The organism is Massilia putida (genome assembly GCF_001941825.1).
Lineage (GTDB): Bacteria > Pseudomonadota > Gammaproteobacteria > Burkholderiales > Burkholderiaceae_D > Telluria > Telluria putida.
The window spans coordinates 3,657,369-3,673,500 of sequence record NZ_CP019038.1; the positions used below are offsets into that span (position 1 = coordinate 3,657,369).

General features: G+C 67.7%; 14 protein-coding genes and 1 pseudogene. 9 read left to right on the top strand and 6 right to left on the bottom strand.

Annotated features, from left to right (window positions below; genetic code table 11):
- The first annotated feature begins 211 nt into the window (after positions 1–211).
- The 5 genes from BVG12_RS18490 to BVG12_RS18510 are packed head-to-tail and all read left to right on the top strand — an operon-like array spanning position 212 to position 5,389.
- Entirely contained in the window at positions 212–664 is a 453-nt protein-coding gene (locus BVG12_RS18490) for a MarR family winged helix-turn-helix transcriptional regulator (protein ID WP_075793675.1), read from the top strand.
- Entirely contained in the window at positions 661–2,700 is a 2,040-nt protein-coding gene (locus tag BVG12_RS18495; RefSeq protein WP_075793676.1) for an FUSC family protein, read from the top strand. Before BVG12_RS18490 ends, BVG12_RS18495 begins: the two co-directional genes overlap by 4 nt.
- 11 nt (positions 2,701–2,711) lie before the next feature.
- A complete protein-coding gene (locus tag BVG12_RS18500; protein WP_075793677.1) occupies positions 2,712–2,918 on the top strand; it encodes a DUF1656 domain-containing protein in 207 nt (68 codons plus the stop codon).
- 7 nt (positions 2,919–2,925) lie between these two features.
- Positions 2,926–3,852, top strand: a complete 927-nt coding sequence (locus tag BVG12_RS18505; RefSeq protein WP_229503651.1) for an efflux RND transporter periplasmic adaptor subunit — start codon at positions 2,926–2,928, stop codon at positions 3,850–3,852.
- 10 nt (positions 3,853–3,862) lie between these two features.
- On the top strand, positions 3,863–5,389 hold the full coding sequence (locus BVG12_RS18510; RefSeq protein WP_083685745.1) for an efflux transporter outer membrane subunit: 1,527 nt from the start codon (positions 3,863–3,865) through the stop codon (positions 5,387–5,389).
- 103 nt (positions 5,390–5,492) lie between these two features.
- Here BVG12_RS18510 and BVG12_RS18515 read toward each other — a convergent pair whose 3' ends face one another.
- The 3 genes from BVG12_RS18515 to BVG12_RS18525 are packed head-to-tail and all read right to left on the bottom strand — an operon-like array spanning position 5,493 to position 9,320.
- Positions 5,493–7,712 (bottom strand): xanthine dehydrogenase family protein molybdopterin-binding subunit, encoded by a 2,220-nt coding sequence (locus tag BVG12_RS18515; protein WP_075793680.1) that lies wholly within the window; start codon positions 7,710–7,712, stop codon positions 5,493–5,495.
- A complete protein-coding gene (locus tag BVG12_RS18520; protein WP_075793681.1) occupies positions 7,709–8,731 on the bottom strand; it encodes an FAD binding domain-containing protein in 1,023 nt (340 codons plus the stop codon). The genes BVG12_RS18515 and BVG12_RS18520 overlap by 4 nt, the downstream gene beginning before the upstream one ends.
- Before the next feature lie 10 nt (positions 8,732–8,741).
- Positions 8,742–9,320, bottom strand: a complete 579-nt coding sequence (locus tag BVG12_RS18525; RefSeq protein WP_075793682.1) for a (2Fe-2S)-binding protein — start codon at positions 9,318–9,320, stop codon at positions 8,742–8,744.
- Between the two features lie 202 nt (positions 9,321–9,522).
- On the opposite strand from BVG12_RS18525, the gene BVG12_RS18530 reads away from it, so the two are divergent.
- The gene (locus tag BVG12_RS18530; RefSeq protein WP_075796443.1) at positions 9,523–9,945 is read left to right on the top strand and encodes a hypothetical protein; all 423 of its coding nucleotides are present in this window, start codon (positions 9,523–9,525) and stop codon (positions 9,943–9,945) included.
- A gap of 59 nt (positions 9,946–10,004) precedes the next feature.
- Here BVG12_RS18530 and BVG12_RS18535 read toward each other — a convergent pair.
- A pseudogene (locus BVG12_RS18535) lies at positions 10,005–10,280 on the bottom strand (transposase); the annotation flags it as partial.
- A 210-nt stretch (positions 10,281–10,490) separates the two neighbouring features.
- Positions 10,491–11,057, bottom strand: coding sequence for a GTP cyclohydrolase I FolE (gene folE / locus BVG12_RS18540; RefSeq protein WP_075793683.1), 567 nt, complete (start codon positions 11,055–11,057; stop codon positions 10,491–10,493).
- 150 nt (positions 11,058–11,207) lie between these two features.
- Between folE and BVG12_RS18545 the strand changes: the two genes are divergently transcribed.
- Positions 11,208–12,086, top strand: a complete 879-nt coding sequence (locus tag BVG12_RS18545) for a hypothetical protein (protein WP_075793684.1) — start codon at positions 11,208–11,210, stop codon at positions 12,084–12,086.
- A gap of 11 nt (positions 12,087–12,097) precedes the next feature.
- Here the strand turns inward: BVG12_RS18545 and nudC are convergent, their stop codons facing one another.
- Positions 12,098–12,919, bottom strand: a complete 822-nt coding sequence (gene nudC / locus BVG12_RS18550) for an NAD(+) diphosphatase (protein ID WP_083685203.1) — start codon at positions 12,917–12,919, stop codon at positions 12,098–12,100.
- A gap of 155 nt (positions 12,920–13,074) precedes the next feature.
- Between nudC and BVG12_RS18555 the strand changes: the two genes are divergently transcribed.
- Positions 13,075–14,754 carry a carbamoyltransferase family protein gene (locus BVG12_RS18555; protein WP_075793685.1) on the top strand — a complete coding sequence of 560 codons (1,680 nt, stop codon included), beginning with the start codon at positions 13,075–13,077 and terminating at the stop codon, positions 14,752–14,754.
- Positions 14,751–16,124: a N,N-dimethylformamidase beta subunit family domain-containing protein gene (locus BVG12_RS18560; protein ID WP_075793686.1), complete on the top strand. Its 1,374-nt coding sequence runs from the start codon at positions 14,751–14,753 to the stop codon at positions 16,122–16,124. The genes BVG12_RS18555 and BVG12_RS18560 overlap by 4 nt, the downstream gene beginning before the upstream one ends.
- The last annotated feature ends 8 nt before the right edge of the window (positions 16,125–16,132 follow it).

Sequence of the window (16,132 nt, forward strand, 5' to 3'; positions counted from 1 at the left end):
TGCGTGCCCACGCGTCCAACCGGCATATGCATTGCCGCGACATTGCTTGAATCCGGCCAACACGGTGCATGCGTCACGCGTGGGCAGCGCATACCGCGCGTTCATGCCGCCGCTATCGGCGGAGCTGCCCACCTACGTTGCGCCAAAATACTTCGCATGCTAAACTTTCGTATATCAACAGTACTCAATCAAAGTATTTACGCGAACCGATATGCGCCTGACCGACCAGACCCTGAGCAGTCTCACCGCCGCGCTGACCCATGCGTCGCGCGCCTACCGTGCCGCCGCCGACAAGGTCGCGTCCGATTTCGGCCTGTCGCAGGCGACCGGACTGCCGGTGCTGGTCATCCACCGCTTCGGAGAAAATGGCGTGCGGCCGGGCATCCTGGCCGAGACGCTGAGCCTGGAAGCGTCGTCGCTCGTGCGCGTCGTCGACCACCTGATCGAATCCGGCCTGGTCGAGCGCCATGAGGATCCGCAAGACCGCCGCGCCAAGATTCTGCGCCTGACCGGCGAGGGCCTGAAAACGGCCCACCTGATGGACCAGGCGCTGACGCCCTTCCGCCGCAAGCTGTTCGGGGAGTTCGATGCGGCCGACGTCGAGGCGACCTTGCGCGTCCTGTCCGGTCTGCCGACCGCCATCGCCGCCATCCAGGCCGCATGAACCCGCCAACCCGGTCGGAGATCCTGTTCTCCGTCAAGTCTTTCGCGGCAGCGATGCTCTCGGTATATCTATCGATGCGCATCGGACTGCCGCGACCATTTTGGGCGATGATGACGGCGTACGTCTGCGCCGCGCCGTTCGCCGGTCCGACCCGCTCCAAGGGCCTGTACCGCGCGGGCGGCACCGTCCTGGGCGCGATTGCCGTCACGTTCGTCGTGCCGCGCCTGATCAACTCGCCTGAATTGCTGTCGCTGACGCTCGCACTGTGGATCGCCGGCTGCCTGTATTTCTCGCTGCTCGACCGCACACCGCGTTCCTACATGCTGATGTTGGGCGGCTACACCGCCGGCCTCATCGCCTTCCCTGCCGTGAACGAGCCGGGCGCCATCTTCGACATCGCCCTCGCCCGCGTCGAGGAAATCCTGCTCGGCATTACGTGCGCGACCGTCGTGCACAGCCTCGTGCTGCCGCAACCGTTCGGCCCGATGTTGCTGGCGCGCCTGGACAATGCCGTGCGCGACGCCCACCACTGGATCCGCGACGCGCTGAATCCGGCCGGCGACGCGCGCTCCGCCTCCGACCGCCGCAAGCTCGCCGGCGACATCACGGAGATGCGCCTGATGACCACGCACCTGCCGTTCGACACGTCGCACCTGCGCTGGACGGAACAAGCGGTGAACGCGCTGCAGGAACGCCTGGCAGCATTCGTGCCCATCGTGTCTGGCATCGAAGACCGCCTGACCGCGCTGCGCGACATGGGGGCAACGAGCGTGTCGGAGCGCTGGAGCGCGCTGCTCAAGGATGTCGTCGCCCTCGTCGAGAGCCCCAAGAGCGTGGCGATCGATGCCCAAGGCGCCGCTTTGCGCCGGCGCATCGATGCGCTCGAACCGGCGGTCGACAGGACACTCGGCTGGGCCGGCATGATCGAAGTGAATCTCGCCGCGCGCCTGCGCCGCCTGATCGAGATCTGCGTCGAGACGCGCGCCCTGCGCCAGCACATCGACGCCGGCGTGCATGGCCGCCTGCCCGAGGCCGTGCGCCACCTGCCGGGCGTGCCGGTGAGCGCGCTGCACCTGGACCGCGGCATGGCCGTGCTGTCCGCCTTTGCCGCCATGGTCGCCGTGCTGGCCTGCTGCGCGTTCTGGATCCTGACCGGCTGGCCGTCCGGCGCGGCCGCGCCGATGATGACCGCCGTGCTGTGCTGCTTCTTCTCCACGCAGGACAATCCGGTGCCCTTCATCAAGAGCTTCATGTGGTATTCGATCTATTCGATCCCGGTGTCGGCCCTCTACCTGCTGGGCATTCTGCCGGCCGTGCACGGCTTCGAGACGTTCATCCTCGCCTGCGCCCCGACCTTCCTCGTGCTGGGCGTGCTGCTGGCGCGGCCGTCGACGTTCGGACGCGCCATTCCCTTCCTGTTCGGCATCTGTGGCACCCTGGCGATGATCGATACGCACAACGCCGACATGGTGTCCTTCCTGAACAGCACGCTGTCGCAGGTCGTCGGCTATGTCGCGGCCGCCGTCACGACGAGCGTGTTCCGCCGCGTCGGTGCCGGCTGGACCGCGCGCCGCCTGCTCAAGGCGGGCTGGAGCGAGCTGGCGCGCCTGGGCAGCGGCGAGCGCGTCCCGTCGCTGCCGGAGTTCTCGGCCAGGATGGTCGACCGCGTCGGCATGCTGACCCCGCGCCTGGCGCTGGCCAAGGACCAGGACCTGCAAGCCGTCGATGCCCTGCGCGACCTGCGCATCGGCTTGAACATGACCCTGCTGCACAGCGTGCGTGCCCAGTTGGGCCGCGGCGACGCGGCCGTCGGCCCGCTGATGAAACAGTTATCGCGCCATTTCGCGCTGCGCCCAAAGGTCGACGCCGGTTGCGAACGCAGCCTGCTGGACACGCTCGACAACGCTTTGCGCGCCATCTGCGCCGGCCCGCGCGATAACGCCCAGCGCGAGGCCCTCGCCGCCCTCACCGGCATGCGCCGCGACCTGTTCCCCAAGGCGGCGGCCTATGCGCCGTCGCTCGTTCCTGCAATCTGAAAGGAGATCCGATGACCGGCGAAGTCAGCATCTACGGCCTCTACGTTCCTCCGCTCCTGCTGCTCACGCTGGCGGCGTTGGCGGTATCGCGGCTGTGCAATCTGGTCCTGGCGAAGACGGGCTTCTACCGCCTCGTCTGGCACCCGGCCCTGTTCGATTTTTCCCTGTTCGTCATCGTGCTCGGCGCACTGACGTATTACACACGCAACTGGTCCTGACATGGCTATGAAAACTATTTTGTCGGCCATCGGCCGGGTAAGTCTCACGGCGGTGGTGACCGCGGGCGCGGTCTATGCGGGCTGGCAGCTGTGGCGCCACTACGAGGTCGAACCCTGGACGCGCGACGGCCGCGTGAAAGCCTATGTCGTGCAGGTCGCGCCCGACGTGACGGGCCAGGTGACCAAGGTCTACGTCCACGACAACCAGCAGGTGAAGGCGGGCGAGCCGCTGTTCGAGATCGACCGTGCCCGCTTCGAACTGGCCCTGCGCCAGGCCGACGCCCAGGTGACGGCGGCCGAAGCCGCGCTGGCCCAGGCGCAGCGCGAAAACAAGCGCAACACCCAGCTCGACGACCTCGTGTCGCAGGAAATCCGGGAACAGGGCCAGACCCGCACCGACCAGGCCCGCGCCGCGCTGGCGCAAGCCATCGTCAACCGCGACACGGCCAAGTTGAACCTCGAGCGCACGCACGTGGTGTCGAGCGTGACCGGCATCGTGACGAACCTCGACCTGCGCGAAGGCGCCTACGCCACCGCGGCGCATCCGGTGATGGCCGTCGTCGACAGCGGCTCGTTCTACGTCGAAGGCTATTTCGAGGAAACGAAGCTGCCCGGCATCCAGCTCGGCGACCGGGTCGACGTCACGTTGATGGGCACGCGCCAGCCGATCCACGGCCACGTCGAAAGCATCGCCGAAGGCATTGCCGACCGCGACCGCAGCACGGGCGCCAACATGCTGCCGAACGTGAATCCGACGTTCAACTGGGTCCGCCTGGCGCAGCGCGTCCCGGTACGCATCGCCCTCGATCCGGTGCCGGCCAACGTACGGCTCGTCGCCGGGCAGACGGCCACCGTGAAGGTGCTGCCGGCCGCCGCGCAGGCAGCACCGGCCGGCGCCGTGGCGTCGAATACGGCCGCGGCCACCACGCATTGAAGCAATGACCATGAACCTTTACCGCTCAACCGCCAAGAAAGCATTCGCGCTGACGCTGCTGGCGGCGGCACTGGCCGCCTGCACCACGGTCGGCCCCGACTACCACGTGCCGAAAGAGGCCGTGATCAAGCGCGACGCGGCCAATGCCCCGTTCATGGGCGCGGCCGAACAGCCTTTCAAATCCGACCCGCTGCCGGCCGACTGGTGGCATCTGTACCAGGACCCGCTGCTCGACAAGCTGATCGCCAAGGCCTTCGCCAACAACACCGACTTGCGCGTGGCCGCCGCCAACCTGCAGCGCGCGCACGGCGTGCTGGAAGAGGTCGAGGAAAAGAAACGGCCCGAAATCGAGGCGAGCGTCGCCCCGCTGTACGGCCGCATCGCCGGCGCGCAGCTGGGTATCCCCGAACAATTGCCTACCGACGGCTTGTACGACGGCGACGTCAAGATCCACTACACGCTCGACCTGTGGGGCCGCATCCGCCGCGCCGTCGAAGCGTCGGAGGCGGACGTCGAAGCCGCGCAAGCCGCCAGCGACCTCACCCACGTGATCGTTGCGGCCGACACGACCCGCGCCTATGCGGAAGCGTGCTCGGCCGGCTATCAGCTGAAGGTGGCGCAGCAATCGGTGGACCTGCAGGCAAAGTTTGCCAAGCTCACGGCCGAACGCGTCCAGCGCGGCCGCGGCATCGCCATCGACAATACCCGTGCGCAAGCCCAGCTCGACCAGCTGCGCGCGAACTTGCCGCCGCTGGAAGCCCGCCGCCGCACGGCGCTCTACCGCCTTGCCGTTTTGACCGGCGAAGTGCCGAGCCAGTTCCCGGCCGAGGTCGCGCAATGCGCCACGCCGCCGCGCGTCGCCTCAAAGATCCCGGTCGGCGATGGCGCCGCCCTGCTGCGCCGCCGTCCGGACGTGCGCCAGGCCGAACGCCAGCTGGCCGGCGCGACCGCGCGCATCGGCGTGGCGACGGCCGAGCTGTACCCGAACATCACGCTGGGCGCGTCGGTCGGCGCGGTCGGCATGATGAGCCAGTTCAACGATGCGAACACGTGGAAGTTCAGCCTGGGCCCGCTGATCTCGTGGAACCTGCCGGCCACCAGCTCGGCCCGTTCCCACATCGCCCAGGCCAAGGCCGGCACGGCCGGCGCGCTGGCCCGCTTCGATGGCGTCGTGCTGAACGCGCTGCGCGAAACGGAAAGCGCGCTGACCGTGTACGCCCGCGAACTCGACCGTAACGCCGCCCTGCGCGCCGCCCGCGACCAGAGCGCGCTGGCATCGCGCCAGTCGGCCAAGCTGTACCAGTTCGGCCGCACGGACTTCCTGTCCCAGCTCGACGCGGACCGCACGCTGGCCATCGCCGAGAGCATCCTGGCCGCGTCCGACGCGCAGCTGGCGGCGGACCAGGTGCAGTTATTCCTGGCGCTGGGTGGGGGTTGGGAAAACACCCGCACGGCCCACGGCGAGCATGGCGGCGAACACGCCGCGGCCAATGGCGACAAGGCCGGGCAGGTGGCGCAGGCGACGCACGGCAAATAAATCGGCCCACTTGCCATAGCGTCGGCGCGCAACCGTCGCGCATCGCCGCGCGGACGGCGGTAACGGTGCGGATGGACGACCGCGGCCGGTGTGGCCGCCCACCCTACAGCAGCTTGTCGAGCGTGATCGGCAGATCGCGCACCCGTCTGCCCGTCGCGTGGAACACGGCATTCGCGATGGCGGCACCGACGCCCGTGATGCCGATCTCGCCGATCCCCTTGGCGCCCAGCGGGTTCACGTGCGGGTCGTCCTCGTCGACGATCTGCACGTCGATCTCCCGGATGTCGGCATTCGTCGGCACGTGGTATTCGGCGAGGTTGCCGTTCACCGCGCGGCCGATCCGCTTGTCGATCATCGTCTCTTCGAACAGCGCCAGGCTGATGCCCCAGACGATGCCGCCCATCAGCTGGCTGTAGCCCGTCTTTTCGTTCATCAGCTTGCCGACGCCGTAGACGCCCACCACGCGCGGCACGCGGATCTCGCCCAGGTCTTCATCCACCGTCACCTCGACGAACACGGCGCCGAACGCGTGCATCGAATAGGTCTGCTTCTCGTCGCCGGGCTCGGCCTTTGCCGTTGCTTCCACCGGACCACCGTGACGCGCGGCGATGGCCTGCATCGCTTCGCGCCGCGCCGGGTCGGCCAACAAATACAGTTCGCCGCCGTCCGACGTCGCATCCACGCCGACCTGGTCGGCCGTCGCGCCGAACAGGGGAGAACGTTCGTCCGCGGCGGCGATGCCGAGCAGTTTCAGGCGCAGCGCCTTCCCTGCCGCCTGCACGGCCGGCGCCACGCTGGCTACCGTCGTCGAGCCACCCGAGACCGGCGCTTCCGGCATCTGCGAATTGCCCAGCTCGAAACGCACGCGGTCGACCGGCACGCCGAGGGCGTCCGCCGCCACCTGGCTCATCACGGTGTAGGTGCCGGTGCCGAGGTCCTGGGTGCCGGAGCGGAACAACGCGGTGCCGTCCGGCATCAAGGTCGCGGAACATGACGCCGGCGAGCGGTTCGTCGGATAGCTTGCCGTCGCCATGCCCCAGCCGACCAGCTTGTTCCCCTGGCGCATCGAGCGCGGTTGCGGATTGCGGTCGCGCCAGCCGAACCGTTCGGCACCGATGTCGTAGCACTGGCGCAGCGATTTACTGGAAAACGGCAAGTCCTTGCCGGGATCGCGCTCCGTGTAATTTTTCAGGCGCAGCTCGAGCGGGTCCATGTGGAGCTCGTAGGCCAGTTCGTCGATGGCGCAGTCCTGCGCGTACGAACCGGTCGCTTCCCCGGGCGCGCGCATGAACGTGGGCGTGCCCAGGTGCATGCGCGCGAGGCGGTGCGACGTTTCCTGGTTCGGGCTGGCGTACATCATGCGCGTGACGAGGCCGCACGGCTCGACCCAATCCTCGATCATCGACGTGTAGGCGATGGTGTCGTGGCTGGATGCCGTCATGCGTCCGTCCGGCAGCGCCGCCATGCGCATGCGCTGCTCGGTGTTGGGACGGCAGCCGACCGGGCCGAACATCTGGTTGCGGTCCAGCGACAGTTTGACGGGCCGCCCCACCTGCTTCGCGGCCATCGCCGCCAGCACGACGTGCGACCACGCCGAACCTTTCGCGCCGAAGCCGCCGCCGACATACGGGCAGATCGACGTGACATTGTCCGGCGGGATGTCGAAGATGCCGGCGACGATGCGCTGCACGCCTTTCATGTATTGCGTCGAGTCGTACAGCGTGAGGCGGTCGCCGTCCCATGCGGCGATCGTCGCGTGCGTCTCGAGCGGATTGTGGTGTTCGATCGGCGTCGTGTAGGTGACGTCGATCCGCGCGCTGCCGGACAGCAGCCCCGCCTGCAGGTCGCCGCGCTTCGTGTCGGTTTCTTCCGTCAACACCTTGTCGGGCGGATGCAGCGATTGCTTCGCCTGCTCGAAGTCGAGCACGGCCGGCTTGCGTTCGTACTCGATGCGCAGCCGGGCGCCCGCCTCGCGCGCGCGCTCGAAGGTGTCGGCCACGACGACGGCGATCGGCTGGTTGTTGTAGTGGACGTCGTCTTCCTGCAGCAGGGTCAGCCGGCGGCCGATGGGCGGCTGGATCTTGCCGTCCTTCGTCTTTTCGGGCAGACGCAGGGCGTTCTCGTGGGTCATCACGAGCAGCACGCCGGGCACCTCGCGGGCCGCGCTGTCGTCGATGGAGAGCACGCGTCCGCTGGGGATCGTGCTCGTCACGAGGACCGCATGGGCCACGTCGTCGACCGGATGCTCGGCCGAATAGCGTGCCGCGCCGCTGACTTTCGCCCAGGCGTCGACGCGATTGATGGGTGCGCCCGTGATGCTCATGGCATGCTCCCTGCCACGCCGGTGGCGTGGCCGCCGGTGGCGATGCGCAGCGCCCGCGCGACGGCACGCTGCGCCAGTTCGACCTTGAACGCATTGTGCGCATGCGGCTGCGCGCCGGCGACGGCATCCGCCCCCGCCTTGCCGAGCACGTCGTCGGTGAGCGCATCCAGCGCGTGGCCGCGTAATCTCTGTTCCGCGCCGAGCGCGCGCCAGGGCTTATGGGCCACGCCGCCCAGCACGATACGCAGGTCGCGGATGGTGTCGCCATCCAGGTCGACGGCGGCCGCCACCGACACGAGTGCGAACGCATAGCTGGCGCGGTCGCGCACCTTGAGGTAGTGCGCGTGCTGCGCAAACGGCGACGGCGGCAGTTCCACCGCCGTGATCAGCTCGCCAGGACGGATCACCGTGTCGTCCTGCGGGCGGTCTTCCGGCAGGCGGTGGAAATCGGCGACCGGGACCTGCCGCGCGCCGTCCGGCCCCTGCAGGTGGACGACCGCGTCGAGCGCGACGAGGGCCACGCTCATGTCGGACGGATTCGTCGCGATACAGTGCGGGCTGGCGCCCAGGATCGCGTGGATGCGGTTGTGGCCGTCGACGGCGTCGCAGCCCGAACCGGGATCGCGCTTGTTACAGTGCGGGAAAGTGGGGTCGGTGAAGTAATAGCAGCGCGTGCGCTGCAGCAGGTTGCCGCCGACGGTCGCCATGTTACGGAGCTGGGTCGACGCGCCGTTCAGCAGCGCCTCCGACAGCAGGCGGTAGCGCCGGCGCACGAGCGGGTGATTCGCCGCCGCCGTGTTGCTGGCCATGGCGCCGATGCGCAGGCCGCCGCCCGGCAGTTCCTCGATGTCGGCCAGCGCCAGCCGGCTCACGTCCACGAGGCGCACCGGCTTTTCGATGCCGCTCTTGTACAGGTCGAGCAGATTGGTGCCGCCGCCGATGAACTTCGCGCCCGGCTGGCGCGCCAGCTCGAGCGCATGATTCACGTCCCTGGCCCGGTCATAGAAGATCGAATGCATGCACGTCCTCCTACGCCTGGCGCAAGACCACGCTGTGGATGGCCTTGACGATGTTGGGATAGGCGCCACAGCGGCACAGGTTGCCGCTCATGCGCTCGCGGATTTCGTCTTCGGACAACGCGCCCGGCGCCAGCTGGTCGCCTTCCGTCAGCATGCTGGCTTGCCTTGCCTTCACTTCGTCCAGCAGCGCCACCGCCGAACACACCTGTCCCGGCGTGCAATAGCCGCACTGGAAGCCATCGCAATCCATGAAGGCCTGCTGCATCGGATGCGGCTGTCCTTCCCGACCCAGGCCTTCCACCGTGGTGATCTCGCGACCGTCGTGCATCATCGCCAAGGTCAGGCAGGAATTGATACGTTGGCCGTCCACGAGGACCGTGCAGGCGCCGCACTGGCCGCGATCGCAGCCCTTCTTGGTGCCGGTGAGGCCCAGCACTTCGCGCAGTGCGTCCAGCAGCGTCACGCGCGGCTCGATCGTCAGGTTGTGCTCGGCGCCGTTGATCCGCAAGGTGAGCGGTTGCGGCGGCGCATAGGACGGCATCACGCCGGTCGGGCGCTGCGCCGATAGACTCTGGTCGTCGTCTGGCATTGCTTTGCTCGCTTCCGAAATGAGATGAATATCTTATTCATCATCTCCGAAATCGGAAAATCACGGAGCGCGACAGAATGTAATTCCTCAAAGAAATCAGTTACTTAGAGTCACGGGCGACAGGCCGCCGTTGCGGTCGGCGTTTGAAGCGCTCTATACTCGCGCAGTGATGCACCAAAGCATCGCCAACCCGGAAACGACCATGCGCTCCACCTTGCTCCTGTTGACGCCGCTCTTGCTGCTGGCCGGCTGTGTCAACGAATCGGCCAGCTATACCATCGACAGCAACGACCACGCCCTGACCGTGGTCGTCACGCAGGATTATTTCTGGAGCAAACAAGTGGCATTGCGGGTCGTCGCGTCGCGCCTGCCCGACTGCCAGCGCCAGTTCGACCTCGGCAAGACGCCGCTGGCCGACCTGAACGTCGAGCTGTTCTCGACGGGCGAGGAATCGTTCCTGCTGCGCGCGGGCGACGAGATGTGGCAGGTGGACACCCGGGATTGCAAGCAGTTGCCCCAGCCATCGGACAATGTCCAGGCCCAGCCGGTCGGCGTCTTCCACATGGACACGAAAAAGAAATTCGTGTTCGAGCCCGCGGAAGGGTCGGTGGCGACCGCGCGCTGATCGCGGCCGGATCAGCGCTGCCCGGTCAGCTGGCGCAGCCGCGCGATTTCGGCCGTGCGCCCGAGCTTGTCGAGCGCCTGCTCGAGCAGGGTACGGTCGCCGTCGCGCAGCATGGTCCATTGCGTGAAATATTCGTGCACGGTACGCCAGGGCGGAAACTCGGGCGGCATGCTGCGCCAGGCGCTGCCGGTGTGGAGGAAGTACAGGACGGCACAGAAGACATCGTACAGATCGTGCTTGCGAGGCCGGGTCTTGCGCCGCGCCGCTTCCAGCATTTCACGTACGGTCTCGAACTGTTCACGCGGTACATCGCTTGGAAAGGTTTGCCTGGCCATGTCGATCGCCTCAAATAGCACTTGGAGACATATGATCCGGAACAGGTTCCCGATCATCGACGGGCGCAAGGCATGTCGCACCGGGATCGAACATGAGCGCCCCGTAAATACGAGTCTAGCAGCGTGTTCGGAATCTTGGCGACTTTATTTGTATCGGCGGCGGTCCGGAAGGGAAGCCGGGGCGGCGGGCCGCGCCCCGGGACTCAGCGGTCAGTCGCGGGCCAGCGACAGGAACTCGGTGCGCAGCGCCAGGTTCGGCTGCAGTTCGCCGAGCAGGGTCGACGTGATGGTTTCCTCGCCCGGCGTGCGGATGCCGCGGCTTTCCATGCACATGTGGCGGCACTTGATGACCACGCCCACGGCTTTCGGTTCCAGCACTTGCATCAGCGTATTGGCGATCTGGACCGTCAGGCGTTCCTGCACCTGCAGGCGCTTGGAGAACACGTCGACGAGACGGGTCAGCTTCGACAGCCCGACGATCTTCCCGTTCGGCAGATAGCCGACGGTCGCCTTGCCGAAGAACGGCGCCAGGTGGTGTTCGCAATGGCTGTAGACCGGGATGCCGCGCACCACGATCAATTCATTGTATTCCTCGGCGCCGTCCTCGAAGGCCTTGAGGATCTCGACGGGATCCTGGTCGTAGCCGGAAGTCCAGTGTTTCCAGGCCTTGGCGACGCGTGCGGGCGTCTCGTGCAGGCCGGAGCGGTCGGGATCTTCGCCAAGGCTGGACAGCAGGCGACGCCAGTCGTGCTCGGTGAAGACTTCTTTGTCAGACATGGTGCATCCTAAAATTTTCGATTGCCGAGAGTATATAGAAAATGGGGCAGATCCACAGATGGCGACAGTTTCCTTGCGCAAAATGAAGGCCGGCGCGTGGCGCATGCGCTAGCGTAGTCGAGGTCCTTGTCACTGCGCGGGAGAACAGCCATGCTCGGAAGCACCGTCCTGGAAGTTGCGATCGGCCTGACATTTTGTTATGGCACGGTCGCGCTGATCGTCAGCACCTTGCAGGAAGCGCTGGCCGCGGCGTTCCGCCTGCGTGCCAATACGCTGCTGGCGGGCATCAAGAGCATGCTCAACGACCCGCGCTTCGACGGCTTAGCGCGTGCCGTCTACCTGCATCCGCTGGTCAACCCGCACTCGGACGGCGTCACGCCGCACGAGCGGGACATGCGCTCCCGGCCATCGTACATCGAACCGGCGCATTTTGCGATTGCCCTGGTGGACAGCCTGTGGAAAGTGCCGGGCGACTTCGCCCAGCTCGCGAACGCCATCGAGACGATCCCCGATCCGCAGGTCAGGCAAGTGATGCGGGGGCTGTACGGCCGCGCGCGCGACCTGCAGCAATTCCAGGACATGCTGGCCGGCTGGTTCGACAGTGCGATGGCGCGCATGTCCGGCACCTATAAACGGCGGCAGCTGCTGATCTCGCTGCTGCTGGCGCTGCTGCTGGCGATCCTGTTCAACATCGACAGCATCCACCTGTTCCGCACGCTGTGGCAGCAACCTTCCCTGACGGCGCACCTGCATGACGCGCCCGGCGCGCTCGACCCGGCCGTGTTCGACGCCATGATGGCGCTGCCGATCGGCTGGACCCATTTCCCGCCCGCGGCCGGCGCCGATTTCGCGCTGCAGTTCGCCGGCTGGCTCGTCACGGCGTCGACGGCGCTGTTCGGCGCCCCGTTCTGGTTCGACCTGATGCAGCGCGTCGTGCGCATGCGCAGCACGGGCAGCCGGCCGGAAGAACTGCCGCTGTCGCTGCGCGTGGAAGGCAAGATCGCGGCCGCGGCGACGCCGCTGCCCTGATTGCCGCCGCCTCAGCGTCCGGCCGGACGGTGGCTGTCGACGAGCATGCTCGAAATCGACACGTGCGGCACGCGCTCCGGCCACGCGTCATCCGGACCGAACCAGCGTGCCTCGCTGATCTCGTTCGGGTCGATACGGATGTCGCCGTCCAGGTAATCGGCCGTGAACGCGATCATCAGCGAGTGCGGGAAAGGCCACGACTGGCTGCCGAAATAGCGCAGGTTGTGCACGCGCAGGCCGACCTCTTCGAACACTTCGCGGTGCACGGCTTCCTCGATCGTTTCGCCGGCTTCCAGAAAGCCGGCCAGCGGCACGAAGCGCTTGGTCGGCGACTGCGCGTGCAGCGCCAGCAAGACCTTGTCTCCATTGCGGATCAGGACCATCATCGCCGGTGAGATGCGTGGATACGCCATGTGGCCGCAATTCACGCATTTGAAGCAGCGTTCTCCCGCCGCCAGCACGGTGCCGCTGCCGCAGGCGCCGCAGAAACGGTGCGTGCGCGCCCATTCCGCGATCTGGGCCGCGCGCACGGCCACGCCAAGGTGCGCTTCGTCAAACTCGCCGAACAGCGAACGCAGCCCGCGCCAGGCGTACCCCGCCGGCGCCAGCGCCTCGTCGTCCACCCAGGCCGTCTGGCAATAACGCTCCCCCAACAGACCGACCGGCTGCAGGCGCGGCGGATCGAGCGCGAGGCTGCGCACGGCGGTCTCGTCGGGCAGGCCGAGGTCGGCCTCGCGCACGAGCAGCCGCCCGCCGTGGAAGACGAAGGACAGCGGTGCGGCATCCTGCCGTGGAGCCATCAGGGGTGTGAACGAGGCGGGCGTCTGGAGCATGGGGTATCCGGTCATCGATGGGACTGGCGACGATGATACCGCCTTTCGCCACACCGTTCAGGACGCCGCCCAACGCGAATGGATGAACTAATCCAGGTCATCGTGCTCCAAGACTTAGCTGGACCGTTGCATCGCAATCCAACGAGGAGGAAACGATGACCGATGTTCCCGTCGTGCTCGGCATTAACCGGACCCAGGACGCCAGTGCCTGCCTGATGCAGGGTTCGCGCCTGCTGTGGGCAATCCAGAAAGAACGGCTGACGCGCCACAAGCACCACTGGGGCAGACCGGGCGACGTCCGCGACCATTACGGGCCGCGCCTGCCGTGGCCGGAGCGCCCGCTCGACGTCGTGGTCGAATGCTTCTCGTCCGACGACGAAGGGCGCAACCCGGCACGGTACGACGAGGAACTCGAGGCCACCCTGCGCCTGGCCCCGGGCTGCCGGCGCGCGCGCATCTCGCACCACCTGGCCCACCTGTACAGCGTCTTCCACCCCTCGCCTTTCCGCAACGCCGCCGTCATGGTCATCGACGGCCAGGGCAGCCCGGTCGCGGAACTGACCGACCACTGGAGCGGCGCCGCCTACGTGCCGGGCGACTGGCGCGAAGTGGCCTCGTTCTACCGTGCCGACCGTGAACGCGTGCACTGCATCGGCAAGCAGCTGTGGAACCGGGACGACATGCGCCTCGTCGGCCTCGGCATGTTCTATTTTCTGCTCACGCAGGCCATCTTTCCCGGCGAAGGCAACGAAGGCAAGGTGATGGGACTCGCCCCGCACGGCCTCGCGCATGCGCTGGGCCTGCCGCCGCTGGACGTCGAAGGGGGCCAGGTGACATTGCCGGCGGCCTGGCGCGACATCCTGCGCGACCATGAACGGTTCCGCTACGGCCAGCCGGGCGTCGCGTTTGCCGACTGCGCGAACCTGGCGGCGGCCGGCCAGCGCGCCTTCGAGGACGCCATCCTCGCCGTGGCCCGCTGGCTGCATGCGGAAACGGGGCTGGACAATCTGTGCTTCGCCGGCGGCACGGCACTGAACTGTTCGGCCAACGAACGCCTGCTGCGGGAAACGCCGTTCAAGCAAGTCTTCATTCCTCCGGCGCCGGGCGATGCCGGCACCGCGCTGGGCTGCGCGCTGTACGGCCTGACCGAGCTGGCCGGCGCCAGCTGCGCCTACCGCTGGACCCACGACTACCTGGGCCCGGCCCCGCGGCGCGACGACATCGAAGCCGCATTGGCCGACCGCGACGACCTGCACATCACGCACCTGCCCGACCTCGAGGCCATGTGCGACCGCATGCTCGACCTGCTGTGCAAGCGGCGCGTCATCGCGCTGTACCAGGGCAGCAGCGAATTCGGGCCGCGCGCCCTGGGGCACCGCAGCATCCTCGCCGACCCGCGCCACGCCGAACTACGCGACTGGATCAATGCGCGCGTCAAGCAGCGCGAGTGGTTTCGCCCGCTGGCGCCGGTCGTACTCGCCGAACGCGCGGCGGCGTATTTCGACTTGCCCGGCCCATCGCCGTTCATGCAGTTCGCAACGCCGGTCCGCCCGGACATGATGCCGCGCGTACCCGCCATCACGCACGTGGACGGCAGCGCGCGCCTGCAGACCGTCGGCCCCGACGACGACCCGCTGCTGCGGCATCTGCTGGAAGGTTTCGAGGCGCGCACCGACGTGCCGGTCCTGCTCAACACATCGTTCAACGGCAAGGACGAACCGATCGTCGAAACGCCGGACGAAGCGCTCGCATCGTTCCGCCACATGCCCCTGCACGCCCTTGCGATACCGCCCTTCCTGGTGACGAAACGGGTCGAGCCGGAGCTGCCCACATGATCCGCGCGTATCCGGCACGGCCCAGCGTGCTGCCCGGCGCCACGCTGATCCTGCATGTCTCCACCGACAGCAGCCGTTTCCGCGTCATCTTCTACCGCTGGGGCGACGGACCGGTATGGGTCCTGCGCAGCGAGTGGCTGCCCGGTGCATGGGCGGCCGATGCCGCGCCGGACGTCGACTGGAACTGGCCGGCCTATCGCTTTCCGATTCCACCGGACTGGCCCTCGGCCGTCTACATCGCCGACTTCGAAGAGGAAGGACGCAAGGCGCCGTTCGATCTCGCCCGCGACCACGGGACCGCCCTGTTCGTCGTGCGCGCGCGGGCGGGCGGGCGCGGCCTGCTCTATAAACTGCCGGTCGCCACGTACCACGCGTATAACGTCAGCGGCGGCGGCTGCTTTTATGCCCACCCGCCGCGCTCGAACGATCCGCCGGGCGCGCGCGTGTCGCTGCGCCGTCCCGGCGGCGGCATCGGCGGCCCCGTGTGGTGCGCCGCCGATCATTACGATGCGGCGTCGCCGCGCCAGACCTTCGCCCACTGGGACGCGCGCTTCATCCGCTGGATGGACCGCAACGGCTACCGCGCCGACTTCTGCACCGATCTCGACATCCATGCCGACCCGGCACTGCTCGCGGGCTACCGCCTGCTCGTATCCGCCGGTCACGACGAATACTGGAGCACCGCGACCCGTGATGCCGTCGAGGACTTCGTCTCCGGCGGCGGCAATGTTGCGTTCTTCAGCGCCAACGTGTGCTGGTGGCGCATCCACCTCGTCGACGACGGGACGGCCATCGTCTGCCACCAGGGCGGACCGCACGGGGCCCTGGACCACTGGTGGCCCCCGCACGGCGCGGCGCGTCCCGAAGACAGCCTGAGCGGCGCGAGTTACCGGCATGGCGGCGGCTGGTGGGACGGACCCCGCGCCACCGACGGTTACCGCGTCCAGCAGCCGGACCACTGGGTCTTCGCGGGCACCGGCCTGGCACGCGGCGACACGTTGTGTGCGCACAGCTGGCCGCCGCTCGCCGGCTATGAATGCGACGGCGTCCCGCTCGACGTGTTCGACACCGGCCACGGCGCCACGCTGTCGGCCTGGGCGAACGAGGATGGCACGCCGGCCGGCTACACGTTACTGGCGGCCGCGCGACTGGGCCCCGGCTGGCAGGAACTGCCGGCACGCGCACGCCACGCCGCCGGCGAAGGCATCCACGCGGCCGCCATGGGCCTGTTCAGCCGCAATGGCAGCGTGTTCTCGACGGGGACCACCGACTGGGCGCAAGTCCTTGACGCCGGTCGCGATCGCCGGCTGGAGCGCATCACGCGCAATGTCCTCGACGGGCTGTTGCGCGCAGCGCACCAGAGCGCCTAACAAAACCT